Source organism: Sphingomonas prati (assembly GCF_014643515.1).
GTDB lineage: Bacteria > Pseudomonadota > Alphaproteobacteria > Sphingomonadales > Sphingomonadaceae > Sphingomonas_R > Sphingomonas_R prati.
The window spans coordinates 1,657,818-1,683,691 of sequence record NZ_BMJP01000001.1 but is presented as its reverse complement, the minus strand read 5'-3'; the positions used below and the strand labels follow the sequence as shown (position 1 = coordinate 1,683,691).

The 25,874-nt window shown below is 67.9% G+C and carries 25 protein-coding genes and 1 pseudogene; 20 read left to right on the top strand and 6 right to left on the bottom strand.

Features of this window, described 5'->3' with window-relative positions:
- Window positions 1–65: 65 nt before the first annotated feature.
- Complete coding sequence (locus tag IEX50_RS07730) at window positions 66–404, bottom strand: P-II family nitrogen regulator (RefSeq protein WP_157174908.1); 339 nt, start codon at window positions 402–404, stop codon at window positions 66–68.
- 182 nt (window positions 405–586) lie between these two features.
- Between IEX50_RS07730 and IEX50_RS07725 the strand changes: the two genes are divergently transcribed.
- The 12 genes and pseudogenes from IEX50_RS07725 (at window position 587) to IEX50_RS07670 (ending at window position 15,281) form a co-directional block, all read left to right on the top strand.
- Window positions 587–1,291, top strand: a complete 705-nt coding sequence (locus IEX50_RS07725) for an endonuclease V (protein WP_157174909.1) — start codon at window positions 587–589, stop codon at window positions 1,289–1,291.
- Window positions 1,292–1,351: 60 nt separating this feature from the next.
- Window positions 1,352–3,289, top strand: a complete 1,938-nt coding sequence (gene dxs, locus IEX50_RS07720) for a 1-deoxy-D-xylulose-5-phosphate synthase (RefSeq protein ID WP_157174910.1) — start codon at window positions 1,352–1,354, stop codon at window positions 3,287–3,289.
- A 620-nt stretch (window positions 3,290–3,909) separates the two neighbouring features.
- Window positions 3,910–4,842, top strand: a complete 933-nt coding sequence (locus IEX50_RS17665) for a hypothetical protein (protein WP_157174911.1) — start codon at window positions 3,910–3,912, stop codon at window positions 4,840–4,842.
- Window positions 4,839–5,384: a TIGR02594 family protein gene (locus IEX50_RS07710; RefSeq protein WP_157174912.1), complete on the top strand. Its 546-nt coding sequence runs from the start codon at window positions 4,839–4,841 to the stop codon at window positions 5,382–5,384. The genes IEX50_RS17665 and IEX50_RS07710 overlap by 4 nt, the downstream gene beginning before the upstream one ends.
- A 200-nt stretch (window positions 5,385–5,584) precedes the next feature.
- Window positions 5,585–6,349 (top strand): TlyA family RNA methyltransferase, encoded by a 765-nt coding sequence (locus IEX50_RS07705; RefSeq protein ID WP_157174913.1) that lies wholly within the window; start codon window positions 5,585–5,587, stop codon window positions 6,347–6,349.
- Between the two features lie 49 nt (window positions 6,350–6,398).
- Window positions 6,399–7,607, top strand: a complete 1,209-nt coding sequence (locus tag IEX50_RS07700) for an efflux RND transporter periplasmic adaptor subunit (protein ID WP_157174914.1) — start codon at window positions 6,399–6,401, stop codon at window positions 7,605–7,607.
- A 4-nt stretch (window positions 7,608–7,611) separates the two neighbouring features.
- A complete protein-coding gene (locus IEX50_RS07695) occupies window positions 7,612–10,731 on the top strand; it encodes an efflux RND transporter permease subunit (RefSeq protein WP_157174915.1) in 3,120 nt (1,039 codons plus the stop codon).
- Window positions 10,732–10,759: 28 nt separating this feature from the next.
- Window positions 10,760–11,314 (top strand): TspO/MBR family protein, encoded by a 555-nt coding sequence (locus IEX50_RS07690; RefSeq protein ID WP_157174916.1) that lies wholly within the window; start codon window positions 10,760–10,762, stop codon window positions 11,312–11,314.
- Window positions 11,315–11,335: 21 nt separating this feature from the next.
- Window positions 11,336–11,593: pseudogene (locus IEX50_RS17435) on the top strand (accessory factor UbiK family protein); the annotation flags it as partial.
- Window positions 11,594–11,804: 211 nt separating this feature from the next.
- Window positions 11,805–12,314 carry a type III secretion system chaperone family protein gene (locus IEX50_RS07680; protein WP_157174918.1) on the top strand — a complete coding sequence of 170 codons (510 nt, stop codon included), beginning with the start codon at window positions 11,805–11,807 and terminating at the stop codon, window positions 12,312–12,314.
- Window positions 12,311–13,111, top strand: a complete 801-nt coding sequence (locus IEX50_RS07675; RefSeq protein ID WP_268237765.1) for a pyrroline-5-carboxylate reductase family protein — start codon at window positions 12,311–12,313, stop codon at window positions 13,109–13,111. The genes IEX50_RS07680 and IEX50_RS07675 overlap by 4 nt, the downstream gene beginning before the upstream one ends.
- A gap of 421 nt (window positions 13,112–13,532) precedes the next feature.
- Window positions 13,533–15,281, top strand: coding sequence for a M14 family metallopeptidase (locus IEX50_RS07670; RefSeq protein WP_157174919.1), 1,749 nt, complete (start codon window positions 13,533–13,535; stop codon window positions 15,279–15,281).
- Between the two features lie 146 nt (window positions 15,282–15,427).
- On the opposite strand, the gene IEX50_RS07665 is transcribed toward IEX50_RS07670, so the two are convergent.
- The 5 genes from IEX50_RS07665 to pyrE are packed head-to-tail and all read right to left on the bottom strand — an operon-like array spanning window position 15,428 to window position 19,097.
- Window positions 15,428–16,480: an AI-2E family transporter gene (locus IEX50_RS07665; RefSeq protein WP_157174920.1), complete on the bottom strand. Its 1,053-nt coding sequence runs from the start codon at window positions 16,478–16,480 to the stop codon at window positions 15,428–15,430.
- Window positions 16,477–17,337 (bottom strand): signal peptidase I, encoded by an 861-nt coding sequence (gene lepB, locus IEX50_RS07660; protein ID WP_157175802.1) that lies wholly within the window; start codon window positions 17,335–17,337, stop codon window positions 16,477–16,479. Before lepB ends, IEX50_RS07665 begins: the two co-directional genes overlap by 4 nt.
- A 17-nt stretch (window positions 17,338–17,354) precedes the next feature.
- Complete coding sequence (gene acpS, locus IEX50_RS07655) at window positions 17,355–17,774, bottom strand: holo-ACP synthase (protein ID WP_157174921.1); 420 nt, start codon at window positions 17,772–17,774, stop codon at window positions 17,355–17,357.
- A gap of 10 nt (window positions 17,775–17,784) precedes the next feature.
- Window positions 17,785–18,519 (bottom strand): pyridoxine 5'-phosphate synthase, encoded by a 735-nt coding sequence (locus IEX50_RS07650; protein ID WP_157174922.1) that lies wholly within the window; start codon window positions 18,517–18,519, stop codon window positions 17,785–17,787.
- Entirely contained in the window at window positions 18,516–19,097 is a 582-nt protein-coding gene (pyrE, locus tag IEX50_RS07645; protein WP_157174923.1) for an orotate phosphoribosyltransferase, read from the bottom strand. The genes IEX50_RS07650 and pyrE overlap by 4 nt, the downstream gene beginning before the upstream one ends.
- Window positions 19,098–19,297: 200 nt before the next feature.
- Between pyrE and coxB the strand changes: the two genes are divergently transcribed.
- From coxB to IEX50_RS07610, 8 genes are all read left to right on the top strand, one after another.
- The gene (gene coxB, locus IEX50_RS07640) at window positions 19,298–20,554 is read left to right on the top strand and encodes a cytochrome c oxidase subunit II (protein ID WP_229673738.1); all 1,257 of its coding nucleotides are present in this window, start codon (window positions 19,298–19,300) and stop codon (window positions 20,552–20,554) included.
- Window positions 20,551–22,197, top strand: a complete 1,647-nt coding sequence (gene ctaD / locus IEX50_RS07635) for a cytochrome c oxidase subunit I (RefSeq protein WP_157174924.1) — start codon at window positions 20,551–20,553, stop codon at window positions 22,195–22,197. Before coxB ends, ctaD begins: the two co-directional genes overlap by 4 nt.
- Window positions 22,198–22,255: 58 nt before the next feature.
- On the top strand, window positions 22,256–23,203 hold the full coding sequence (locus tag IEX50_RS07630; protein WP_184075044.1) for a heme o synthase: 948 nt from the start codon (window positions 22,256–22,258) through the stop codon (window positions 23,201–23,203).
- A complete protein-coding gene (locus IEX50_RS17660; RefSeq protein ID WP_260160389.1) occupies window positions 23,200–23,334 on the top strand; it encodes a cytochrome c oxidase system small membrane protein in 135 nt (44 codons plus the stop codon). Before IEX50_RS07630 ends, IEX50_RS17660 begins: the two co-directional genes overlap by 4 nt.
- A gap of 17 nt (window positions 23,335–23,351) precedes the next feature.
- On the top strand, window positions 23,352–23,900 hold the full coding sequence (locus tag IEX50_RS07625) for a cytochrome c oxidase assembly protein (RefSeq protein WP_157175805.1): 549 nt from the start codon (window positions 23,352–23,354) through the stop codon (window positions 23,898–23,900).
- A gap of 32 nt (window positions 23,901–23,932) precedes the next feature.
- Window positions 23,933–24,754, top strand: a complete 822-nt coding sequence (locus tag IEX50_RS07620; protein ID WP_157174925.1) for a cytochrome c oxidase subunit 3 — start codon at window positions 23,933–23,935, stop codon at window positions 24,752–24,754.
- Between the two features lie 87 nt (window positions 24,755–24,841).
- Entirely contained in the window at window positions 24,842–25,237 is a 396-nt protein-coding gene (locus tag IEX50_RS07615) for a DUF983 domain-containing protein (RefSeq protein WP_157174926.1), read from the top strand.
- Complete coding sequence (locus tag IEX50_RS07610) at window positions 25,234–25,836, top strand: SURF1 family protein (RefSeq protein ID WP_229673736.1); 603 nt, start codon at window positions 25,234–25,236, stop codon at window positions 25,834–25,836. The genes IEX50_RS07615 and IEX50_RS07610 overlap by 4 nt, the downstream gene beginning before the upstream one ends.
- Window positions 25,837–25,874: the final 38 nt, after the last annotated feature.

The following is a 25,874-nucleotide window of genomic DNA, read 5'->3' as shown; positions in this document are numbered from 1 at the left end:
GTTCAGGCCTGCGCCCTGTGTGTCAAACCCGGACGCAACGGGCAACCCGGCGTTAACCGTGCGCATCAGATCGCGTCCGACCCGCGTTCGCCGGTGCGGATGCGCAGCGCGGTTTCGACGGGCATGACGAAGATCTTGCCGTCGCCGATCCGGCCGGTCTGCGCGGCCTGTGCGATCGCCTCCACCACCCGGTCGGCCATGTGATCGTCGACGACGACCTCAAGCTTCACCTTGGGCAGGAAATCGACGACGTACTCCGCGCCGCGATACAGCTCGGTATGGCCCTTCTGGCGGCCGAAGCCCTTGGCCTCGGTCACGGTGATGCCGGACACGCCGACATCGTGCAGGGCCTCCTTCACCTCGTCGAGCTTGAAGGGTTTGATGATCGCTTCGATCTTCTTCACTGGGCGTCCCTCCCTCAGAACGCGAACGCGCGTCCTTTCACGAACCGTGCCAGCCGAGAAAGGCCCGCATATCGTGGGGTGACGATACCCCAAACGCGGCCGCGCTGCTACAAAAGCGGGCAGCGAAACGCCGCGTGCCGACAAAATAAGCAACCGCGGGCGACCTGCGCGTTGTGTCCCGCATGATCGAACGCCCGCCCGAGTGGCTCAACCCGCCCGACCTGAAGACCGCGACCGGCATCCAGCGCGCGATCGCCGATGCGGTGGAGACGGCAGACCGGATCGGGACCGTGCAGCGGGTTGCGGGCGCTGACACGTCGATGAAGTGGCGCGACAGTCGCGGGCCGATCCATGCGGCGATCGCATGCGACGACGGGACGGTGGGGCAGGCGACGCGGATCCCGCCCTTTCCCTACGTTCCGGGGTATCTGGGGTTTCGTGAATGCCCGGCGCTTGTGGCGGCGTGGGAGACGCTGGCGGTGAAGCCGGACCTCGTGCTGATGGACGGGCAGGGGCGGTCGCATCCGCGGCGGTGCGGGGTGGCGTGCCAGCTGGGCGTGCTGCTCGACGTGGCCGTCATCGGGGTGGCGAAGTCGTTGCTGTGCGGGGTCGTCGCGGGGGTGCTCGGCGACGAGGTCGGGGCGACCGCGCCGCTGGTCGATCGCGGCGAGGTGGTGGCGATGGCGGTACGGCTGCGTGTGCGGGCGGCGCCGGTGTATGTCAGCATCGGGCACCGCGTGACGCTGGAAACCGCGGTCGCATGGGTGTTGCGGCTGTCGGACGGACGGCGTGTTCCGCCGCCGGTGCGCGCCGCGCACGAGGCGGCCAATGCGGTGCGGATCGCGCATGCGGCCGGCGCGGATGGCGGAAACGTGGACATTTTGTGACGGTTTCCCCCGCCCGCATGATGCGTTAGGGTGGCGGGCAGAAGAGGAAATCCGCGTTCCATGCCCGCACTCCCGTCCGACCGCCCGACGACACCGCTGCTCGACCTGGCAGCGACGCCCGAAGATCTGCGCCGGCTGAAGCCAGAACAGCTGCGCCAGCTGGCGGACGAACTGCGCGAGGAGATGATCTCCGCCGTCGGCACCACGGGCGGGCATCTCGGGTCCGGGCTGGGCGTGGTCGAGCTGACCGTCGCGCTGCATTATGTGTTCGACACGCCGACCGACAAGCTGATCTGGGACGTGGGCCACCAGGCCTATCCGCACAAGATCCTGACCGGACGGCGCGACCGGATCCGCACGTTGCGCATGGGGGGCGGGCTGTCCGGCTTCACCAAGCGGAGCGAGAGCGAATATGATCCGTTCGGCGCGGCGCATTCGTCGACGTCGATCTCCGCCGCGCTGGGTTTCGCGGTGGCGAACAAGCTGTCCGATCGGCCGGGGCGCGGGATCGCGGTGATCGGGGACGGCGCGATGTCGGCGGGCATGGCGTATGAGGCGATGAACAATGCGGCGCAGGCGGGCAACCGGCTGGTCGTCATCCTGAACGACAACGACATGTCGATCGCGCCGCCGGTGGGCGCGCTGTCGGCGTATCTGGCCAAGACGATCTCGTCCGGCAGTTTCATGTCGATGCGCGACGTGCTGCGCAAGCTGGCGCGGCGGATGCCGAAGCCGCTGCACAGTGCCGCTAAGAAGGCGGAGGAATATGCCCGCGGGATGGCGACGGGCGGCACGTTGTTCGAGGAACTGGGCTTCTACTATGTCGGCCCGGTGGACGGGCATAATCTGGACCAGCTGCTGCCGGTGCTGGAGAATGTGCGCGATACCGAGACGGGGCCGATCCTGGTCCATGTCGTGACGAAGAAGGGCAAGGGCTATGCCCCGGCCGAGGCGGCGTCGGACAAATATCACGGCGTGCAGACGTTCGACGTGGTGTCCGGCGTGCAGGCCAAGGCACCGCCCGGGCCGCCGGCGTACCAGAATGTGTTCGGCGCGGCGCTGACCAAGGCGGCGGCGACCGACCCGGGGATCTGCGCGATCACCGCGGCGATGCCGTCGGGGACCGGGCTGGACGGGTTTGCGACGGCGCATCCCGAGCGGTTCTTCGATGTCGGGATCGCGGAACAGCATGCAGTGACGTTCGCGGCCGGGCTGGCGGCGCAGGGGATGCGGCCGTTCTGTGCGATCTATTCGACGTTCCTGCAGCGCGCCTATGATCAGGTCGTGCACGACGTGGCGATTCAGAACCTGCCGGTGAGGTTTGCGATCGATCGCGCCGGGCTGGTCGGCGCGGACGGCGCGACGCATGCGGGTAGTTTCGACGTGACGTATCTGGCCACGCTGCCCAATTTCGTGGTGATGGCCGCGGCGGACGAGGCCGAGCTGACCCATATGGTCCACACGATGGCACTGTACGACGACGGTCCGATCGCGGTGCGCTATCCGCGTGGCAACGGGACCGGCGTGGCGATCCCGGGCGTGGCGGAGCGGCTGACCATCGGGCGCGGGCGCGTGGTGCGCGAGGGCAAGAAGGTGGCGATCCTGTCGCTCGGCACGCGGCTGGGCGAGGCGGTGAAGGCCGCGGAACAGCTCGATGCGATGGGGCTGTCGACGACTGTCGCGGACATGCGGTTTGCTAAGCCTTTGGACGAGGATCTGATCCGGCGGTTGTTGTCGACGCACGACGTTGCGGTGACTGTCGAGGAGGGCGCCGTGGGTGGCCTCGGCGCGCATGTGCTGACGCTGGCTTCGGATGAGGGCTTGATCGACGGCGGGCTGAAGCTGCGGACTTTGCGGCTGCCGGATGTGTTCCAGGATCATGACAAGCCGGATCGGCAATATGCCGAGGCTGGTCTGGATGCGGATGCGATTGTGGCGACGGTGACGGCGGCTTTGCAGCGGAATTCTGGCGGGTTGGCGGAGAGTGTTCGGGCTTGAGCCGTTGGTTGGGTGATGGTTCTGGTTTGCTGAGCCTGTTCTACTGATCCCGTTTCACTAACCCCGTCTGGTTCGAGCCTGTCGAGAACTCAGCGCGGAGTTCTCGACAGGCTCGAACCGAACGGGGGTTTGGGGTTTGGGGCTTGGTGAGAGTAGGACCGAGATCCAGGAGTTGTTGTGCGGGTGAAGCAGTAGGCTTCTCGGCTTCGCTCGAAGGGTCCCTCGACTTCGCTCGGGATGGGCGGTTTCTGGTCAGATCCTGAACCAAGAGCCTTCCTGCATGGAGGGAACGCATGGCTGCATCGCCGGCGTTCGTCGTTGCGCGGTTCGGCTTGTGTGCCAAGTCTTCCCACCACCCCGTTCGTGCTGAGTAGAGACCGCGTAGCGCTCTTGCGCGTATCGAGGGGTCGTATAGAAGCATTGGCTCCCGGGCGGGACTGATCCTTCGATACGGGCCTTCGACTCCGCTCAGTCTCTACTCAGGACGAACGGTTGAGGGTGGAGAGCGGTGGTGGGGGTCGTTCTTCGCGCACTAAGCGTCGAACGCCCGAAAACCGCTGTCCTATTTGGATTTGCTGCTGTCAGGCTCGCCATGCGGGCTCTCTTTTGGGGGAGTTCTTATGGATCGGGGTTGGATCAGGGTGGCGGCCGTGGTGGCCGGGGGGCTGGCGTTTGCAGTCGCGGTGTTGGCGGTGGCGGCGTGGGTACGGGCGGAGCGGCGGCGGCGAATTGCGGGGCTGAGTGCGCGGATCGCGGAGGCGGGGGCGTTCGTGCAGGCGCGGGAGCGTTATGCGGATGGCGACGCGGGAGTGGCTCCGGCCTTGCCGTATTTGTTGCTGTGTGCAGCGGGGTTCGGGGTGCTGCTGGTGCCGGGCGGGGCGGTTGCGGGGGCGGCCTTCCTGGGGGGGTATCTGGTGACCGCGCGGATGCTGGTGCGGGCGGTGCAGAATGACGAACTGACCGCTTTGCTGTGGCTCAGGTGCGCGGCGCATCTGGTGCAGGGGGCGGTCGTGGCGCTGGTCGGGGCGCGAGTGTTCTGTCTCGGTGGGACCGGGGATGCGGCCGGCTTGGCGACCGGGCTGGCGTTTGCGGCGGGCTATGCGCCGGACCTGGGACTGGCGGGGATCGGGCGTCGGTTGCGGGTGCGGTTCGCCAAGCCGATCGACGATGCGGCGCTGGCGGGGACGAGCGTGCAGCCGCTGGAGATGATCGACGGGATCGACGGCGAGATCGCGCGACGGCTGGAACAGGGCGGCTGGTACGACGTGCAGAATCTGGCGACCGCGAACCCGGTGCTGGTCCATCTGGCGACGCCCTACGGGCTACATCAGGTGGTCGACTGGGTCGGGCAGGCGCAACTGGCGTTGCGCGTAGGGAGTGCGGCGGCGCGGGCGTTGCGGGCGGTGCATGTCCGGACGCTGTTCGATCTGGAGCGGATCGGGGCGGGGGCGTTGGCGGAGCCTCTAGGGCTGGAGCCGGCGGTGGTCGCGCTGCTGGTCGACGAGCCGCATGTCGTGCGGTTGCGGGCGCTGCGGACGGTACTGGCGGCATGAGTGGGTTCGACGCGAAGGTTTTGCCGGCGGCGTATCGCTGGTTGGGGTCGATCGGGACGTTGCCGCGGATGCTGGCCGAGGGGCTGGCGCTGTACGGCGTGCGCGAGACGGCGGGGGCGGGGAATACTTCGGCGATCCTGGACTGGGCGCGGGAGGCGAAGGTGGCGGGGTACCGCGCCGATGCGACGGCGTGGTGCGGGCTGTATCTGGCGGTGGTGGCGCGGCGGGCGGGCTGGGCGGTGCCAGATGGGCCGTTGTGGGCGCTGAACTGGGGCAAGTTCGGGGTGGCGGCGGACCGGCCGATGCTGGGCGATGTCATGACGTTCGTGCGGCCGGGGGGCGGGCATGTCGGGTTGTATGTCGGGGAGGATGCCGCAGCCTGGCATGTGCTGGGCGGGAATCAGGGTAATGCGGTGGGCTTTGCGCGGATCGCGCGGGGGCGGATGCGGGCTGTGCGGCGGCCGCCTTATCGGTTGGCACCGGCGACTGTGGGGGTGCGGCGGTTGGCGGCGGCGGGGGGTTTGTCGGTAAATGAGGCTTGAGGGGTGCTGTGGCTTAGTTTGAGCGATGACTTCCCTCCTCCGTTCGGTTCGAGCCTGTCGAGAACGGCGCGCGGTGTTCTCGACAAGCTCGAACCGAACGGCGTTTTGGTGAGGGGTTTGGCCAGCGACTCCGGCGCTGCAGCGGGAAGCGGGAAGCGGCAAGGCTTCCCCCCGCGGGCCGCATCCGTCATGGGAGGCGCATGGCCAAGACGCTGCGGGTGGATCGGATGCTGGTGGAGCGGGGGCTCGCCGAGAGTGTGGCGCGGGCGCAGGCGCTGGTGCTGGCGGGGCTGGTGTTTTCGGAGACGCGGCGGATCGACAAGGCGGGGCAGTTGCTGGCGGTCGACGCGCCGCTGAGCGTCAAGGGGCGCGAGCATCCGTGGGTGTCGCGCGGGGGCGTGAAGCTGGCGCATGGGCTGGCGCATTTCGGGTGGGATGTTGCGGACGCGGTGGCGATCGATGTCGGCTCGTCGACCGGGGGCTTTACCGACGTGTTGCTGACCGGGGGCGCGGCGAAGGTCTATGCGGTCGATTCGGGGACGAACCAGCTGGCGTGGAAGCTGCGCCAGGACGCACGCGTCGTGGTGATGGAGAAGACCAGCGCGCGGAGCTTGACCGCGGCGCAGATCGCGGAGCCGATCGACATCGTGGTGTGCGACGCGAGCTTCATCGCGCTGGCCGCCGTGCTGGACCGCGCGATCGAGTTCGTGCGGCCGGGCGGGCGGTTGCTGGCGCTGGTGAAGCCGCAGTTCGAGGCGGCGCGCGACGAGGTGGAGAAGGGTGGCGTGGTGCGCGATCCGGCGGTGCATGCGCGGGTGTGTGCGGCGGCGGCGGACTGGATTCGGGCACGCGGCTGGACGGTCGCGGGCGTCGCGACGAGCCCGATCACCGGGCCGGAGGGGAATGTCGAGTTCCTGCTGGGCGCGGTGAAGGATGGTGGGCGGGATCTTATCGCCGGGGTGTAAGCTACAATCCTTGTCACGACGCATTTGTCGGGGTAGCTCAAGGCCTTCGATGCGCCCGATCCTGCCCGCCCTCCTGATGTTTCTGCTGGCCGCCTGTGGGGGTGACGCCGGCGACGGGGCGCGTGGTGGAAGCCGAGCGGCGCCGCTGGTGACCGTGGCGATGGCGGCGCCGGCGCGGTTCGTCGACCGGATTGATGCAGTCGGCACCGCGCGCGCCAACGAGCAGGTGACCGTGTCCGCGCCCGTGACGGAACGTATCTTGAAGCTGAATTTCGAGGATGGCGGCTATGTGCAGCGCGGCCAGGTGATCGCGACGCTGGCGCGCGGGCAGGAGACGGCACAGCTGGAGGAGGCGCAGGCCCAGGCGCGCGTCGCGGGGCAGCAGCTGAACCGCCTGCAACAGCTGAAGGCGCGCGGGTTCGCGACCAACGCCAGCGTCGATACGCAGGTGGCGGCGGCATCGATCGCGCGCGCGCAGGCGGCGGCGGCCGATGCCGCGATCGGCGACCGCGTGGTGCGCGCGCCGTTTTCGGGGCAGGTGTCGCTGCGCATGATCTCCGCCGGTGCGGTGGTGCAGGCCGGGACCGAGATCGCGACGATCAGCGACCTGTCGCGGATCAAGCTGGATTTCCCGGTGCCGGAGACGCTGCTCGCGTCGATCAAGCCGGGGCAGGCGATCGAGGGGCGCGCGGCGGCCTATCCCGATCGGCCGTTCCGCGGGACGATCTCGACGATCGATTCGGTGGTCGATCCGGCGACGCGGTCGGTGGTCGTGCGCGCGGTGCTGAACAATGGCGACCGGATGCTGAAGCCGGGGATGCTGCTGAGCGTCGCGATCGAGAGCGATCCGCGGACCGCGATCGCGGTGCCCGAGCTGTCCGTCGTGGGCGAGGGCGAGGAGCGCTATGTGTTCGTCATCGATGCGGGCGGGACCGCGCGGCGGACGCCGGTGAAGACGGGCATCCGGCGCGATGGGATGATTGAGATTTTGTCCGGGTTGCGTGCCGGTCAGCGCGTGGTTGGCGAGGGTGTCGTGAAGGTCACGGACGGCATCAAGGTGCGGACGGGGGCGGCGAAGGCGGCTGCGGCGTTTATCCCGAACCGTTCGCTTCGAGTAGCTGTCAAGCCTGTCGAGACGGCGTATCGAGAAGTCGCGACGTCACTGCATTCTCGACTGTGGGTCTCGACAAGCTCGACCCTGCGCTCGAACCGAACGGATGCGGATAGAGGCGACGCTTCCCGTAGAATGAGCGCCTGACCCCATGATGCTGTCCGATGTCTCGGTTCGCAGGCCGATCTTCGCGGCGGTGCTGGCGATCCTGCTGACCGTCGTGGGGGTGGTGGCGTTCTTCGCATTGTCGGTGCGCGAATATCCCGACGTCGATCCACCGATCGTGTCGGTGCAGACGACCTATACCGGGGCGGCGGCCAATGTGGTCGAGAGCCGGGTGACGCAGTTGCTCGAGGAACGGCTCGCCGGGATCGCCGGGATCCAGACGATCACGTCGGTGTCGCGCGACGGGGCGTCGAACATCTCGGTCGAGTTCGCGCCGGGCAGCGACGTCGATTCGGCGGCGAACGACGTGCGCGACCGGGTGGGTGGTGCGGCCGAGGACCTGCCCGACGGGACGCTACCTCCCGAGGTGCGCAAGGTGGATGCCGATGCGCAGCCGGTGATCTGGTTCGCGCTGTCGGCCCCGCCCGGCTGGACGCGGATCCAGTTGTCCGACTGGGCCGACCGCAACCTGGTCGATCGGTTCTCCGCCATCCCCGGCGTCGCGCAGGTGCAGGTCGGCGGCGAGGCGCGGCCGGCGATGCGCGTGTGGCTGGACCCGGCGAAGCTGGGCGCGTTCGCGCTGACCCCGGGCGATGTCGAGACGGCGATGCGGACGCAGAATGTCGAGCTGCCGGCCGGGCGGATCGAGGCGCAGAGCCAGAATGTCACGGTGCGGGTCAATCGGTCGTTTGCGACGCCCGAGCAGTTCGCCCGCCTGATCGTCGCGCGCGGGGCGGGCGGGTATCTCGTCCGGCTGGGCGATGTCGCGCGGGTCGAGCTGGGGCCCGAGAATCCGTATTCGGCGTTCCGATCGAACGGCAAGACCGGCGTGGGGCTCGGCATCGTGCGGCAGTCGGGCGCCAACACGCTGGCGGTGGCGGAAGCGGCCAAGGCGGTTGCGGCCGCCGCGACGCCGGGCCTGCCCGCGGGGATGCGGATCGACGTGGCGTCGGACAGTTCGCTGTTCATCGATCGCGCGATCGAGGGGGTGTACCATACGCTGGCGGAGGCCGCGGTACTGGTGGTGCTGGTGATCTTCCTGTTCCTAGGGTCGTGGCGCGCGACGTTGATCCCCGCGGTGACGGTGCCGATCTGCCTGCTCGGCACGTTCGCGGTGCTGTGGGCGGGCGGCTTTTCGATCAACCTGCTGACGCTGCTGGCGCTGGTGCTGGCGATCGGGCTGGTCGTCGACGATGCGATCGTGGTGCTGGAGAATGTCTACCACCGGATCGAACAGGGCGAGGACCCGCTGGTCGCGTCCTATCTCGGTACGCGGCAGGTCGGGTTCGCGGTGATTTCGACCACTTTGGTGGTGTGCGCGGTGTTCGTGCCGATCATGTTTCTGTCGGGCCAGACGGGGTTGCTGTTCCGCGAGCTGGCGGTGGCGATGGTGGGGGCGGTGGCGTTCTCCGGCTTCCTAGCGCTCAGCCTGGCGCCGATGTTGTGTTCTAAGCTGTTGCGCAATGAGGAGCGCGGGCGGTTCGCGCACTGGATCGATGCGCGGTTCCAGCGGATCGAGCGTGGGTATGACCGGTCGCTGGCGCGGGCGTTCGCCAAGCCGTGGATCGTGCTGGGCGTGACGGCGGGCGTGCTGGTGTTGGCGGGGGTGCTCTACACCACGCTGAACTCCGAACTGGCGCCGGCCGAGGATGTCGGCGTGATCCAGGTGCAGCTGTCGACCGCGGAGGGGACCGGGTTCGCCGAGCTGGACCGCCAGATGAAGCGCGTGGAGCAGAAGATCCTGCCGCTGGTCGGCGAGGGGCCGGTGCGTGGCGCGCTGACCCGCCTGCCCGGCGGCGGCGCGGACGAGGATTTCAATACGGGCCGGATGGTCGTGTTCCTGAAGCCGTGGGAAGAGCGGACCGAGACGACGCAGCAGGTGATCGAGGCGATCAACGCGAAGGTGCGCGAGATGCCCGCGATGCGCGGCAATGCGGCGTCGCCCTCCTCGCTCGGCCGCGGGCGCGGGCAGCCGATCAATTTCGTGATCGCAGGCGCGAGCTATGCCGAATTGGCGCGTGCGCGGGACCGGATCCTGGCGGCGGCGGCGCAGAACCCAGGGCTCGTCAACCTGGACAGCGACTATAAGGAAACCAAGCCGCAGCTGCTGATCGACGTCGATACGGAGCGCGCGGGCGCGCTCGGCGTGTCGGTGGATGCGGTGAGCCAGGCGTTGCAGACGCTGATGGGGTCGCGGCGGGTGTCCACCTTCGTCGATCGCGGCGAGGAATATCGCGTGATCGTGCAGGCGGAGGCGGACGGCCGGTCGGTCGAGCGCGACCTGCAACAGGTCTATGTCCGGTCCGCATCGGGGCAGCTCGTGCCGCTCGCCAACCTGGTCCGCACGCGGCAGGGGGCGGATGCGCGCGAGCTGGGGCGGTACAACAAGGCGCGCGCGATCACGTTGCAGGGGGCGCTGGCGCCAGGCTACACGCTGGGCTCCGCGCTGACGTTCCTGGAGAAGGAAGCGGCCGGATCGCCGGAGATCAGCGCGATCGGGTATCGCGGCGAAAGCCAGGCGTTCCGCGAGACGGGCAATTCGATCCTGCTGGTGTTCGCGCTGACGATCGTGGTCGTGTACCTGCTGCTCGCCGCGCAGTTCGAGAGTTTTGTGCATCCGGCGGTGATCATCACGACGGTGCCGCTGGCGGTGGCGGGCGGGATCATCGGGCTGGCCGCGATGGGCGAGACGCTGAACCTCTACAGCCAGGTCGGGATCGTGATGCTGGTGGGGCTGGCGGCGAAGAACGGCATCCTGATCGTGGAGTTCGCCAACCAGTTGCGCGACGAGGGCGTGGCGTTCGGCGATGCGATCGCACAGGCGGCGGCGCGGCGGCTCCGCCCGATCCTGATGACGTCGATCGCGACCGTGGCGGGGGCCGTGCCGCTGATGCTGGCGAGCGGTGCGGGCGCGGCGGCGCGGCGGTCGATCGGCGTCGTGGTAGTGTGGGGCGTGTCGATCGCGACGCTGGTAACCATTTTCCTCATTCCGTTGTTGTACCTGCTGGTGGCCCGCCGGACCGATTCGCCCCAGGCGGTGTCGCGCCGGCTGGACGCGCAGTTACAGGGTGGACCGTCGGGCGCGGTGGAACATCCCGCGGAATAAAGCGGCGATGGGGAGCAGGGGTACGGGCATGGGTGAGATCGCATCGCGCGGGCAGATCCGCATGGCCGGGCTACGCTGGGGCATCGTGCTGGTGCCGCTGGTCCTGTTGCTGGGGCTGGCATCGGGGCGGCTGTCGGGTTCGGGATACGGCAACGACTGGTTTGCGGCGCTGGCCAAGCCGGGGTTCACGCCGCCGGGCTGGATGTTCGGCGTGGCGTGGAGCCTGCTGTACCTGATGATGGGCGTGGCGCTGGTGATGATCGTGGCGGCGCGCGGGGCGCAGGGGCGCGGGCGGGCGATCGGCTTGTTCGCGGTGCAGCTGGCGCTGAACCTGGCGTGGTCGCCGCTGTTCTTCGCGGCGCACCGGATCTGGCCGGCGTTCGGGCTGATCCTGCTGATCCTGCTGTTCGCCGCGCTGACGGCGCGCGCGTTCTGGGCGATCCGGCCGGCCGCGGGGCTGCTGATGCTGCCATATCTGGCGTGGCTGTGCTTCGCCGCGGCGCTGAATTTCGAGATCGGGCGGATGAACCCGGCGGCGGCGGAGGTTGCACAATTTGACCATAGGCCCCACCTTCACGTCTGAATAATCGGGTTGGGACAGAGCATGCAGACCGAGAACCGCTTCATCGACGACATCGTGAAGATGATGAACGGCGCCGCCGGAACGCTGGCCGGCGTCGGGCGCGAGGCCGAGTCGTCGGCGCGCAGCCGGGCGCGCGAGTGGATCGGCGGGCTCGATTTCGTGTCGCGCGACGAGTTCGAGGCGGTGAAGGCGATGGCGGCCGCCGCACGCGACGAGGCCGATACGCTGCGCGCGCGGATCGCGGCGTTGGAGGCGAAGGCTGACGCCGTTTCGCCGGCCGTGACGCCGAGTGCGGTGGAAGCACCGACGACGGCGTCGCAGTCGCAGGGGCAGTCCTTTGGTGGCTCGCCGACCGCCTACGGGTCCGACGGGACGGTCGCACCGTCCTGAGGCGGCTTATCCACAGTTTATCGGTGACGTCCGGGCGACCACGGGTTGCCCGGGCGCTTTGCTGCGTCCAAGCAGGGTCATCACGGTTGGATTTGGGCGTATGACGCTGGACGACGAGGAAGCCGCCGCGGATCCGAGTGCGCCGATCGACATGCTCGAAGAGTATTTCGAGGCGCATGGCTGGTCGAGCGAGCGGCAGGGCGACGAGGAGATCGTCGCGCATTTCCAGGGCAGCTGGACGTTGTACGAGCTGCGCGCGGTGTGGCGCGAGGAAGACCAGGTGCTGCAGTTCCTCGCATTGCCCGACGTGCGCGTCGCGGCGGACAAGCGCGCCGCGATGTACGAGACGATCGGGCTGATCAACGAACAGCTGTGGATCGGGCATTTCGAACTTTGGGCATCATCGGGCATGCTGCTGTTCCGCCATGCCGCGCTGCTCGATGGCGAGGGCGAGAGCGTGCTGACGCTGGACCAGGCGGAGACGCTGGTCGAGGCGGCAATCGACGAGTGCGAGCGGTTCTACCCGGTGTTCCAGTTCGTGTTGTGGGCGGACAAGACACCGGCCGAGGCGATCGCCGCGGCACTGATCGAGACGCAGGGCGAGGCGTGAGCTTCGGGTCGATCTGGGCGGTCGGCGCGGGCAATATGGGTGGCGCGATGCTGCGCCGCTGGCTGACGACCGGGCTGGACCCGGCGCGGCTGACGGTGATCCGGAAGTCCGGGGCGGCGTTTGCGGAGGGTGTCGCGACCTTGTCCGCGGTGCCGGCTGACGGGGATGCGCCCGAGCTGTTGCTGCTTGGGGTGAAGCCGCAGATGCTGGATCTGGTCGCGGGGCCACTGGCGGCGGCGATGCGGCCGGGGACGGTGCTGGTGTCGATCCTGGCGGGGGTCGAGGATGCAGCTTTGCGGGCGCGCTTTCCGGGCGCGCGGATCGTGCGGGCGATGCCGAACCTGCCGGTCGCGATCGGGCAGGGGGTCGTGGGGCTGCACATGGTCGACGACGAGCCTGAGTTGCGGGCGGCGATCGATGAACTGATGGCGCCGCTCGGGTTGGTGGCGTGGATGGACGATGCGGCGGCGATGGATGTCGTGGCGGCGGTAGCCGGGTCGGGACCGGCGTTTCTTTATCGGTTCGTCGATGCGCTGGCAGCGGCGGGGGTCGCGGCCGGGTTGCCGGTTGAGCAGTCGGCGGAGTTGGCGTTGGCGACGGTCGTGGGGGCGGCGGCTCAGGCTGGCGCGAGCGACGTCGGGCCGGCGGAGATGGCGGAGCGGGTGGCGAGCCCTGGGGGCAGCACGCGCAAGGGGTTGGATGTGCTCGATGGGGATGCCGGGTTGGGGGCGTTGATGACGCGGACCATTGCGGCGGCCGTGGCGCGGAACCGCGAGATGGCGGCGGCTGCTCGCTGATTTTGGGCGGGCGCGTGGGGCGGTGTGGGCTTCTCGGCTGCGCTCGAAGTGTCCCTCGACTTCGCTCGGGATGGTCGGGGGTGGTGGTGCGGTGCTGAGGCATATGACACCTATCCAAACACCGCACTAACCCCGTTCGGTTCGAGCCTGTCGAGAACATCGGCGTTCTCGACAGGCTCGAACCGAACGGGGTTGGGGGTCGGGCTAGCGCGGGGTTGCCGGACAATGGGTGTCGCTTTACGCCCTGTCATTCCCGGACCGTTTGTCATGAGTAGGGGCTGAGCACAGGCGAAGACCCGTATCGAAGGATCGCGTGACCGGTGCTTCGATACGCGCCCTCGATACGCGCCGAGTGGCGCTACTCGGCCTCTACTCAGCACGAACGGTTGGGGTGGAGACCGCCGATGGAGGACCTGACCATATGATCGCCCTGCTGACGATGCTGGCCGCTACGTTTCCGCAGGCGCCGCTGCCGCCGGTGCAGCCCTGGTCGGGGAAGAGCGTCGCACTGGTCGCCAGTGCGGGGGATCCGTGGATCACGCCGTCGGAGGCGAGCGGGTTTGCGACGACGCCGTCCTATGCGGAGACGCGGGCGTGGGTGGATCGGCTGGTGGCGGCGTCGCCGTTGTTGCGGATCGAGCCGTTCGGGCGGTCGCCGGAGGGGCGGGTGTTGTATGCGGTGGTCGCGTCGAAGCCGGGAGCGGGCAAGCCGGTGCTGCTGGTGCAGGCCGGCATTCATGCGGGCGAGATCGACGGGAAGGACGCGGGGCTGATGCTGCTGCGCGACATCGCTTTGCGGGGCAAGGACGGGTTGCTCGATCGGGCGACCCTGGTGTTCGTGCCGATCTTCAACGTCGACGGGCATGAGCGGGCGGGGGACTTTAACCGGCCGAACCAACGGGGGCCGGCGGGTCAGGGCTGGCGCACGACGGCGCAGAACATGAACCTGAACCGCGATTATCTGAAGGCCGATACGCCCGAAATGCAGGCGATGATCGGGCTGATCCGCAAATGGGACCCGGCGCTGTACCTCGACATCCACGTCACCGACGGGATCGATTACCAGTACGACATCACGACCGATTTCAACGGGTTCGGCGGGCGTTATGCGCAGTCGGCGGCGGTCGGGCGCTGGCTGGACCGGACGTACCGGCCGGCGGTGGAGGCGGCGCTGACCGCGGCGGGGCACAAGCCGTATCAGTATATCTCGACCATCGATCCCGATCCGGACAAGGGGATCGAGGATACGGCGAGCACGGGGCGGTTTTCGGACGGTTATGGCGACCTGAGCCATGTGCCGACGGTGCTGGTCGAGACGCATTCGCTGAAGCCGTATCGCCAGCGCGTGCTGGGCAGCTATGTGCTGATCGAGGCTTCGTTGCGGCTGCTGGGTGCGGACGGGGCGGGGGCGCGGGCGGCAATCGCCGCGGACCGGCGAGTGCGGCCGGCTCAGCAGGTGCTGGCGTGGAAGCGGAGCGCGGCACCGGGCGCAACGCGGGCGTTCGACGGAATCTCGCATGACATGGTGCCGTCGGCTGCGGCGGGCGGCGAGGTCATCCGCTGGACCGGTCGGCCGACGCGGGTGCAGATGCCGATCTGGGGCGAGGAGCCGGACGTCACGACGCGGCTGCCGCGCGCCTGGTGGGTGCCGGCGAGCCGACTCGACGTGATCGCGCGGCTCAGGCTGCACGGGGTGGAGATGGAGACGATCGCGGCCCCGCGGACGGTGGCGACGGACCGGGTACGGCTGGTGGACCCTGTGCTGGGCGCCGCGAACGAGGGGCGGGTGCCGTTGAAATCGGCGACCTATGTGCATGCCGTGGCACGCGAGACCTGGCCGGCGGGATCGGTGCGGGTGCCGGCGGACCAGCCGCTGGAGCAACTGGCGGCGGCGTTGCTGGAGCCGGAGAGCCCGGACGGGTTGCTCGCCTGGGGGTTCTTCCCGGAGATCCTGCAGCGGACGGAATATATGGAGGCCTATGTGATCGCGCCGATGGCGGATGCGATGCTGGCGCGGGATCCGAAGTTGCGCGCGGCGTTTGCGGCGAAGGTGAAGGGGGATGCCAAGTTTGCGGGCGATGCGCGGGCACGGCTGGCGTGGTTTTACGAGCGGTCGCCTTATTACGATGCGCGGTATCTGGTGTATCCGGTTGGGCGTGAGGTGCGGTGAGTAGGTTGAGGTTGCTGTAACGGAGGCCCGTTACGAGTGCCTTAGGGTCTCTGGTCATCGTCGCTGTGTTGGATTTGGGATGGTGTTGCACCCACCCCCAACCCCCTCCCTTGAAAGGGAAAGGGCTTTGCTGTTGCGACCGGACTTTACGCTGCTTCCGCCGCGGCTTCTTTCGAGCGTTGCTCCAGCATGACCTTGATCATCGCAACGATCGGGTCGGCGAGGGCCAAGCCGAGGATGCCGAAGAGCGCGCCGAACAGGAGCTGGGCGCCGAGGACGAGGGCGGGGGCGAGGTCGACGGAGCGTTTGGCCACCATCGGCACGATGATGTAGCCGTCGATGACCTGAACGACGCAGTAGACGCCGACCGCCCACAGGCCAGTGTCGACGCCCTGGCTGAACCCGACGAGCACGATCAGCACGCCCGACACGATCGCGCCGATGTTGGGCAGAAAGGCGAGCAGGCCGGTCAGGATGCCGAGCAGCCCGGCCATCGGCACGCCACCGATCGCGAGCAGCGCCCAGGTGCCGACCCCCTCGACCGCCATGCCGATCAGCCGGCCGAACATCAGCATGCGGAGCGTGTGGCCCATCTTGGCGGCGGTCTTGTAGAAGGACTCGCGCCCGTCGAGCGGGAGCATCCAGGCGATGCCGCGTTCGTACAGCTTGGGGTCCGCCGCAAAGAACAGCCCGAGCACGACGATCATCGCGATCGACGAGAGCGCACCGAAGGCGGTGCCGACTGCGGAGGTGAGCTTGCCGATCGAACCCATCAGCTGTTGCCCGACCTGATCCATCTGCGCGCCGCTAGCGGACAGCCCCATCGACTGGCCCCAGGCGAGCACGCGGGCGCTTTGCTGCGTCACGGTGGTGCGGAGCATGTCGAACTGCCCCATGATCGAGGCACCGGCGAAGTAGACGACCCAGGCCATGAAGCCGAGCACCGCCAGGCAGACGATCAGCAGCCGCCACGACCGGCCGATCGGCAGGATGCGGCCGAGCAGGCGGGTGCCGCCGTCGAGCATCTGGCAGATCACGAACGCGCCGATGATGACGAGGATCGTCTGCGACAGGGTCCAGACGAGGAAGATCGCGGAGGCGAGGCCGAGCCAGACCGCGGCGCGGACGATCTCGCGCCCGACGACCGGACCGTTGTTATCGGCCGGGCCGGGCGTCTCGGTCCGCTCCTCGCCGCTCATTTCGTCGAAGCGGCGGCGGCGGCGCTGCGGTCCGGGTGGAGGCTGGTGCCGGCCCGGTCACCGCGCATCGCGGTGAACCAGCTGATTGGGTTGAGCCAGGTCGACGTGCCGTCGAGCGAGAAGGTGATGAATTCCGCGCGGCCGCCGAGATTTTCGTACGGGACCGGGCCGTTCAACCCTTCCTGGTCGGCGGGGACGCGGCTGTCGGCGGACTGATCGCGGTTGTCGCCCATCAGAAAGACGTGGTTCGCCGGGATCGTGATTTCGGCATAGTCATCGACCGGGGGATAGTCGCCAAGGTCGATCGTGTTGAAGGTCGCACCACCGGGGAGCGTTTCGCGGACGAGTGGGAGCGCACAGTAAAGCCGGCCGTCTTCGCCGGTGACGCGGTACTGCATCACCTGCGGCTGGTCGCACGGCACGTTGGCGTCGACCGGGATCTTGGCGGTGCCGATCGAGCGGCGCTGCACGGGGACGCCGTTCAGGATCACGGTGCCGTTGCGGACGGCGAGGCGATCGCCGGGCAGGCCGATGACGCGCTTGATGTAGTCCGACGTCTTCCCCTGCGGCATCACGATGACGATGTCGCCGCGTTCCGGCAGGCGGCCGAACAGCCGGCCCTTGAGGAACGGCAGGACGTGGAAGCTGGGCGAGACGTAGGACCAGCCATACGGATATTTGGTGACGACCAGCCGATCGCCCTTCACCAGCGTCGGCATCATCGATTCACTGGGGATGTAGAACGGCTTGGCGAGCAGGCTGTGAAAGGCGAGGACGGCCAGCACGAGCCAGAAGATGCCCTTGGCCTCGCCCCACCAGTCCGTCGGCCGGGGAGCGGGTTTTGCGGGGGCAGCCATTGCGGCCTTGGTATCGCTCACGGCGTCTGTCTTTCTCGTATCGGGCGGGCGAAGAGGATGACGAAGGCCTGCGCGAAGGGATGGTCGTCGGTCATGGTCAGATGGATATCGACGGCGTGGCCCGGCGGCGTCATCGCGTCAAGCCTGGCTTTCGCGCCGCCCGTCAGCGCCAAGGTCGGCGCGCCAGAGGGCAGATTGACGACCCCGATATCGCGCATGAACACGCCCTGCCTGAACCCGGTTCCGACCGCCTTGGAAAAGGCTTCCTTGGCGGCGAAACGCTTGGCGTAGGTGCCCGCGCGGGTGAAGGGGCGCTTGTCCGCCTTTGCCCGTTCCGTGGGGGTGAAGACCCGGTCGGTAAAGCGATCGCCGAACCGGTCGAGCGAGGCCTGGACCCGGTCGATATTGCAGAGGTCGGAGCCGATGCCGACGATCATCGCGGCATGCTCACCGGGCGGAATCCATCAGCGCGCGCATCTGGCGGACGCTGGCGTCGAGGCCGGTGAACAGCGCCTCGCCGACGAGGAAGTGGCCGATGTTGAGTTCGGCGACCTGCGGGATCGCGGCGATCGGCACGACATTGTCGTAGGTCAGCCCGTGGCCGGCATGGACCTCGATCCCGTTGCGCGCGGCGAGGGCGGCGGCATCAGACAGGCGGCGTAGTTCGGTGGCGCGGTCCGCGTCCGGGAGGTCGGCATAGTGGCCGGTGTGCAGTTCGACGACGGGGGCGCCGAGCCGGATTGCAGCGTCGATCTGCCGCGCCTCGGGCGCGATGAACAGCGAGACGCGGATGCCGGCATCGCGCAGTGCGGCGACGAGCGGCTGGAGCCGGTCATATTGCCCGGCGGCGTCGAGCCCGCCCTCGGTCGTGCGTTCCTCCCGCCGTTCGGGGACAATGCAGGCGGCGTGCGGGCGGTGGCGGAGCGCGATGCCGAGCATCTCGTCGGTCGCGGCCATTTCGAAGTTCAGCGGGACGGTGAGGGTCGCAGCCAGCCGGGCGATGTCGTCGTCGGTGATGTGGCGCCGATCCTCGCGCAGATGCGCAGTGATGCCGTCGGCCCCGGCCAGTTCGGCAAGGAGGCCGGCGCGGACCGGGTCGGGATAGGCGACGCCGCGCGCGTTGCGGATCGTGGCGACGTGATCGATATTGACGCCGAGGCGGAGATGGCCCGGCCTGGTCATGCCGCCCGGCTGCCGGGCTTCGTCGTCGGGATGGCGGCCAGTTCGGGGGGAAGCGCGTCTGCAGCGTAGCTTGGCACGTCGAGGCGGATGAGCGGGTAGTAGGGCACGCCGAGGTCGACGGTGCCGTTCGAGCGGTCGACCAACGAGGCGGCGGCGATGACCTCGCCGCCCTCCGCTTCGATCGCACGGATCGCCTCGCGCGAGCTCAAGCCCGTGGTGACGACGTCCTCGACCAGCAGGATCTTCTGCCCGGGGGGCAGGCGGAAACCGCGGCGCAGTTCAAACGTGCCGGTCGGGCGCTCCACGAACATCGCGTCGAGCCCCAGCGCGCGACCCATCTCGTGACCGATGATGATGCCGCCCATCGCGGGGCTGACGACCGCGCCAAGCTGGATCTTAATCTTGTCGGGGATCGACAGCGCGAGGGCCGCGGCGAGTCGGGCGGCGCGGGTCGGATCCATCAGGACGCGGGCGCATTGCAGGTATCGCGGGCTGTGCAGGCCAGAGGATAGGACAAAATGTCCTTCGAGCAGCGCACCGGCTGCGCGGAATTCGGCCAGGACCTCGTCTTCGTGCACTTGGGGCAACCCCTAAGGTAAATACGATCAGGGCCGATCGTTCCGGCGGCAGATAGGGCGGTGGTCGGCGCGCTGCAACCGCGCCGCATGGTTTTCGGCGGAGCGGGTTGAGGCCGGGACCGGCGGCGGGTATAGGTGAACAATTGGACAGGTGCGCTAAAGGGACGCAAAGGCGTTTCGCCGCCCGAAACGGGGGATGAATGAACGGCTTCAAGACGATGATCGCGACGCTGGCGGTGGTGTTGAGCTCGACCCTCGCGCTCGCGCAAACCGCGGCACCGCCGTCCGCGGTCGCCAACCCGGCCGCCGCGCAGACCGTCGCCCCGACGGGCGCGCCGGCACCGGCCATCGTCAACGATGCCGCGCAGGGAACGCCCACCGTCGCCGCGACGGCGCCGCTGCCGCCGAAGGGCGTGGGTGTCGATCCCGTTGCCCCCGCGATCGGCCAGGCGAGCGCCAACGTGCCGTCGAGCAACGATCCGGCCGCCGCCGCCATTCCGCAGGCGCTGCCGACCCCCGGTATCGGCCTGCCCGACGGGCGCGCCGGCCTGCAGGATCAGGTGACCGAAGTCGGTCAGGACGCGGCGTGGATGCACGACATCGTGCTGATGCCGGTCATCACGATCATCACGCTGTTCGTGCTCGTGCTGCTGATCTGGGTGGTGTTCCGCTATCGCCGTGCGGCCAACCCGACGCCGTCGCGCACGTCGCACAACACGTTGCTCGAGGTCGTCTGGACGCTGGCCCCGGTCGCGATTCTGCTGGTCATCGCGGTGCCGTCGATCCGGCTGCTGGCCAAGCAGTATAGCCCGCCGCCGGCCGACCTGACGGTCAAGGTGATCGGCAACCAGTGGTACTGGACCTATCAATATCCCGACAACGGCGATTTCGAGCTCGTCTCGAACATGCTGAAGGAGCCGGACAAGGTCACCGCGGGCCAGCGTGCGCGCACCCAGGCCGACGGCCCCCGCCTGCTGGCGGTGGACGAGCGGATGGTGGTGCCCGCGGGCGCGGTGGTGAAGCTGATCGTGACGTCGGCCGACGTCATCCACAGCTTCGCGGTTCCGGCGTTCTGGACCAAGATGGACGCGGTGCCCGGCCGGTTGAACGAAACCTGGTTCAAGGTGGATCGCCCCGGCGTCTATTACGGCCAGTGTTCCGAGCTGTGCGGCGCGCGCCATGCGTTCATGCCGATCGCGGTCGAAGTGGTGCCGCGGGCGCAGTTCGCGGCGTGGGTCGCATCGAAGGGCGGGACGATGCCCGGTGCCGGGGGCGCTGCCAATCCGGATGCGACCAGCCCCGCCAGCCCGGCGACCGCCGCAGTGCCGACACCCGCCGCCGACGCCGCCATTGCCGGCCGCGGTGCGGGTGGCAGCGACAAGACGATCGACGCGACCGTGACCGCCCAACCCGTCGCGCAGGGCGCCACCGACAATGAAGGTTCGCAGGCCAAATGACCGACAGCACAGCCAACGCGCTGCATTTCCAGGCGCATGAAGCGCCGGGCCATGCCCATGACGCGGACCACAAGCCGGCGTTCTTCCAACGCTGGTTCATGTCGACGAACCACAAGGACATCGGCACCCTCTATCTGATCTTCGCCATCCTGGCGGGCGTGATCGGTGGGGCGATTTCGGGCCTGATGCGGGCCGAGCTGGCGGCGCCGGGCATCCAGTATCTGGAAGCCTGGTCGGGGCAGGAAGGCGATGCGGCGCTCCAGTTCTGGAACGTGCTGATCACCGCGCACGGCCTGATCATGGTGTTCTTCATGGTGATGCCCGCGATGATCGGCGGGTTCGGCAACTGGTTCATACCGATCATGATCGGCGCGCCGGACATGGCGTTCCCGCGCATGAACAACGTGTCGTTCTGGCTGATCGTGCCGGCGTTCATCCTGCTGCTCGGGTCCGCCTTCGTCGGCGGCGCGGGCACGGGCTGGACGGTCTATCCGCCGCTGTCGACGATCGGATCGTCGGGCGCCGCGGTCGACATGGCGATCCTGTCGCTCCATCTGGCCGGCGCATCGTCGATCCTGGGGGCGATCAACTTCATCACCACGATCTTCAACATGCGCGCGCCGGGCATGACGCTGCACAAGATGCCGCTGTTCGTGTGGTCGGTGCTGGTCACCGCGTTCTTGCTGCTCCTGGCGCTGCCGGTGCTGGCCGCGGCGATCACGATGCTGTTGACCGATCGCAACTTCGGCACCGCGTTCTTCGATGCGAGCGGGGGCGGCAATCCGATCCTGTACCAGCATCTGTTCTGGTTCTTCGGCCACCCCGAAGTGTACATCATGATCCTGCCGGGCTTTGGCATCGTCAGCCAGATCATCGCGACGTTCAGCCGCAAGCCCGTGTTCGGCTATCTCGGCATGGCGTACGCCATGGTGGCGATCGGCGTGGTCGGGTTCATCGTGTGGGCGCACCACATGTTCACGACCGGCTTGGACGTGAACACCAAGATGTACTTCACCGCCGCCACGATGGTGATCGCGGTGCCGACCGGCATCAAGATCTTCTCCTGGATCGCGACGATGTGGGGCGGTTCGCTCAGCTTCAAGACGCCGATGCTGTGGGCGATCGGGTTCATCTTCATGTTCACGGTGGGTGGCGTCACCGGCGTGGTGCTGGCGAACGGCGGCATCGATAACTATATGCACGACACCTATTATGTGGTGGCGCATTTCCATTATGTGCTGTCGCTGGGTGCGGTGTTCGGGCTGTTCGCGGGCTTCTACTACTGGTTTCCCAAGATGTCGGGGAAGATGTACAACGAGGTTCTTGGCCAGCTGCACTTTTGGGTGTTCTTCGTCGGCGTGAACCTGTTGTTCTTCCCGATGCATTTCCTGGGACTGGACGGCATGCCGCGGCGTATCCCGGACTATCCGGACGCGTTTGCCTGGTACAACCATCTCGCCACCATGGGCTACGGCATCATGGCACTCGGCATGCTGTTCTTCTTCGTGAACCTCGTCGTGTCGTTGATCGGTGGAAAGCCGGCCGGGGACAATCCGTGGGGAGAGGGCGCGACGACGCTGGAATGGACACTGTCCAGCCCGCCGCCGTACCACCAGTTCGAAACCCTGCCGAAGATCGACTGACCTTCGGTATCCTGTGCGCCGTCCCGATCACGGGGCTGCGCCGATTTGATCGAGTGACATGGCATCCAGCGCCTATCCTGACCTGACTGCCCCTGCCGACGGCGCGGTCGTGCCTTCACCCGTTGCCGCAATGCCGGCGGAGTGGCGCGATTTCGTCGCGCTGTGCAAACCGCGGGTGCTGACGCTGGTGGTGTTCACCGGGCTGTGCGGGATGCTGGCAGCGCGGGTGCCGATCCATCCGGTGCTGGGGTTCACCGCGATCCTGTGCATCACGCTGGGCGCGGGTGCGGCGGGTGCGCTGAACCAGTGGTATGAGGCCGACCTCGACGCGAAGATGAAGCGGACGCGCAACCGGCCGCTGCCGGCGGGGCGGATGGACCGCCAGTCGGCGCTGCATTTTGGCGTGGGGCTCGCGTCCTTCTCCGTGCTGCTGATGGGGCTGGCGGTGAACCTGCTGGCGGCCGGTATCCTGACCGTGTCGATCTGGTTCTATGTGCTGATCTACACCGTCTGGCTGAAGCGCCGGACGCCGCAGAACATCGTGATCGGTGGTGCGGCGGGCGCGTTTCCCGCGCTGATCGGCTGGGCTGCGGCGACGGGGCGGGTCGATCTGCTGCCCGTGCTGCTGTTCGCGCTGGTGTTCCTGTGGACGCCGCCGCATTTTTGGGCGCTGTCGCTGTATGTGAAGACGGATTACGCTGCCGCGGGTGTGCCGATGCTGCCTGTGGTGGCCGGGCTGACCGTCACGCGGACGCAGGTGCTGCTCTATACCGTGCCGATGTCGATCACGGCCATCGCGCCGTGGCCGCTCGGGCTGACCGGTGCGATCTACGGCGTGGTGGCGTGCTTGTTCACCGCGGTGTTCGCCGCGATGGCGGTGCAGGTCGCAGTCAGCCGCGAGACCGATCAGGCCGCGATGAAGCCGGAGCGGCGGTTGTTCGCCTTCTCGATCCTCTACCTGTTCGTGCTGTTCGGCGCGCTGGTCGTCGATCGGTTCTTCGCATGACGCCCGACCTGACGCCTGCGCAGGAAGCCGAGCTGCGGCGTCGGCAGAAGAGCCGGTCGATCGTGATGGGGCTCTGCCTCGGCGCGCTGGCGGTGCTGTTCTTCGGGATCAGCATGGCGAAGATGCTGTGAATACGGCCGCGGCTCAGATGCTGGCGGGCCGCAACCGGCGGGTGCGCAACCTGATGCTGTTGCTCGTCGCGGCGATGGTGGGGCTCGGGTTCGCCAGCGTGCCGCTGTACCGCATCTTCTGCGAATATACCGGGTTCGACGGCACGACGCAGCGCGCGACGCTGGCGCAGGCACCGGGTGCGGTGGTCGGCAAGATCATCTCCGTGCGGTTCGACGCCAATGTCAGTTCTCGCCTGCCCTGGACGTTCACGCCGGAACAGCAGACCGCGCGAGTCGCGATCGGCGCGCGCGAACTGGCGTTCTTCAACGCGACCAATGCGGCGGATCATCCGGTCACGGGCAGCGCATCGTTCAACGTCACGCCGAGCCAGGTCGGCAAATATTTCACCAAGATCCAGTGTTTCTGCTTCACCAATCAAACGCTGGAGGCCGGCGCCACGATGCGGATGCCGGTGACCTATTATGTCGATCCGAAGATCCTCGACGATCCGGATGCGCGCGAGGTCAGCGAGATCACGCTGAGCTACACATTCTATCCGGTGGATTCGCCCGAGACGGCGGGCTAAGCCCAAGCAACGACAAGAGGGGAAGACCGCAGATGGCCGGTGCCAAGAACCATGATTATCATATCCTTCCGCCGAGCATCTGGCCGTTTTTCGGGTCGATGGCGGCGCTGGTCATGGCGTCGGGCGGGATCATGTGGATGCACAGCGTCGCGCATGGCGGGTTGGTGTTCTTTTTCGGCCTGATCGGGATCCTCTACACCTTCTACAGCTGGTGGTCGGACGTGATCCGCGAGGCGAATGCCGGCGATCATACGCCCGTCGTGTCGCTCCACCTGCGGTACGGGATGATCCTGTTCATCGCGTCGGAGGTGATGTTCTTCGTCGGCTGGTTCTGGGCGTGGTTCGACTTCTCGCTGTTCCCGTCGACGGTCGACGCGGTCGGTGGCGTGTGGCCGCCGAAGGGGATCGAAGTCATCGACCCGTTCCACCTGCCACTGCTCAACACGCTGATCCTGCTGTGTTCGGGGACGACGGTGACCTGGGCGCACCATTCGCTGCTGCAGGGAGACCGTGAGGGGCTGAAGACCGGGCTGTGGTGCACGATCGCGCTGGGCGCGCTGTTCTCGACGATCCAGGCCTATGAGTACATGCATGCGCCGTTCGCCTTCAAGGGACTGAACTACGGCGCTGCGTTCTTCATGGCGACCGGGTTCCACGGGTTCCACGTGCTGGTCGGCACCATCTTCCTCGCCGTCTGCCTGTTCCGGACGTACAAGGGCGACTTCACGCCGAAGCAGCATTTCGGGTTCGAAGCGGCGGCCTGGTACTGGCACTTCGTCGATGTCGTGTGGCTGTTTCTGTTCATCTCGATCTATGTCTGGGGCGGCTGGGGCGCGACGATCCACGCGGGCTGAGGCAACACGCCCGACCGGACCTTATGTCCAGCCACGATCCCTCCGGAACCGCACTGCGTTCCGGGGGGATCATGCTATCTGGGGCAGATGACCGAGCCCGTTCACATCTCGCCCGAATTCATCGCCGCCGGCCTGAAGGGGCTGTGCCCCCGTTGCGGCGCGCCGACGCTGTTCGCGGGGGTCGCGCGGTTCGCGCCGGCGTGCCCGAACTGCGGGCTGGAGTTCGCGAAGTTCAACGTCGATGACGGGCCGGCGGCGTTCCTGACGCTGGGCATCGGGACGATCATCTCGATCGCGGCGATCACGCTGGAACTGACCGTGTCGCCGCCCTTCTGGGTGCATTTCCTGATCTGGACACCGGTGGCGTTGCTGTCCGTCATCGGGTCGCTGCGCGTGGCGAAGGCGATGCTGATCCTGGCGGAGTATCGCAACGATGCGCGCGAGGGGCGGATCCGCGGGGATGCGCCGGAGGACCGGCGGTGACCGTTCCAGTCGGCGCGACGTTGCGGCTGCGCATTCCGGTCATTCCGACGCTGGTCGTGCTGGCGGCGGTGATCGGCATGGCGATGCTGGGCCTGTGGCAGGTGCGGCGGATGCACGAGAAGGAGGCGTTGCTGGCGCAATTTGCCGCGGCACCCGGCAAACCCGTGGTCGCATGGCCCGCGGTACCGGTGCGCGACGGGGCGCTGCTGTACCGGCGGAGCGGCGGGTTCTGCGTGGAACCGATGGGCTGGACCGCACGGGCCGGACGCAGCCGGACAGGCGAGAGCGGCTGGCGGCATATCGTGCAGTGCCGGACGGGCGCCGAGGGGCCGGGGATGGCGGTGGACATGGGATGGTCGCGCGACCCGAAGAACCCGGTCGGCTGGACCGGCGGGCGCGTGACGGGGACGATCGATGCGGACCGCGACCATGTGCTGTTGCTGGTCGTGGATCAGGCGGCGCCGGGTCTGATGCCGAGCTTGCGGCCGAGCCCGGAGGATATTCCGAACAACCATTTCGCCTATGCGGTGCAGTGGTTCGCGTTCGCCGCGATCGCGCTCGTTATTTATGTGATCGCGCTTCGGCGACGGAAGGTCTGACGGTTCTGGCTCGCGCTCAGTTTGAAGCGCGGCAATTT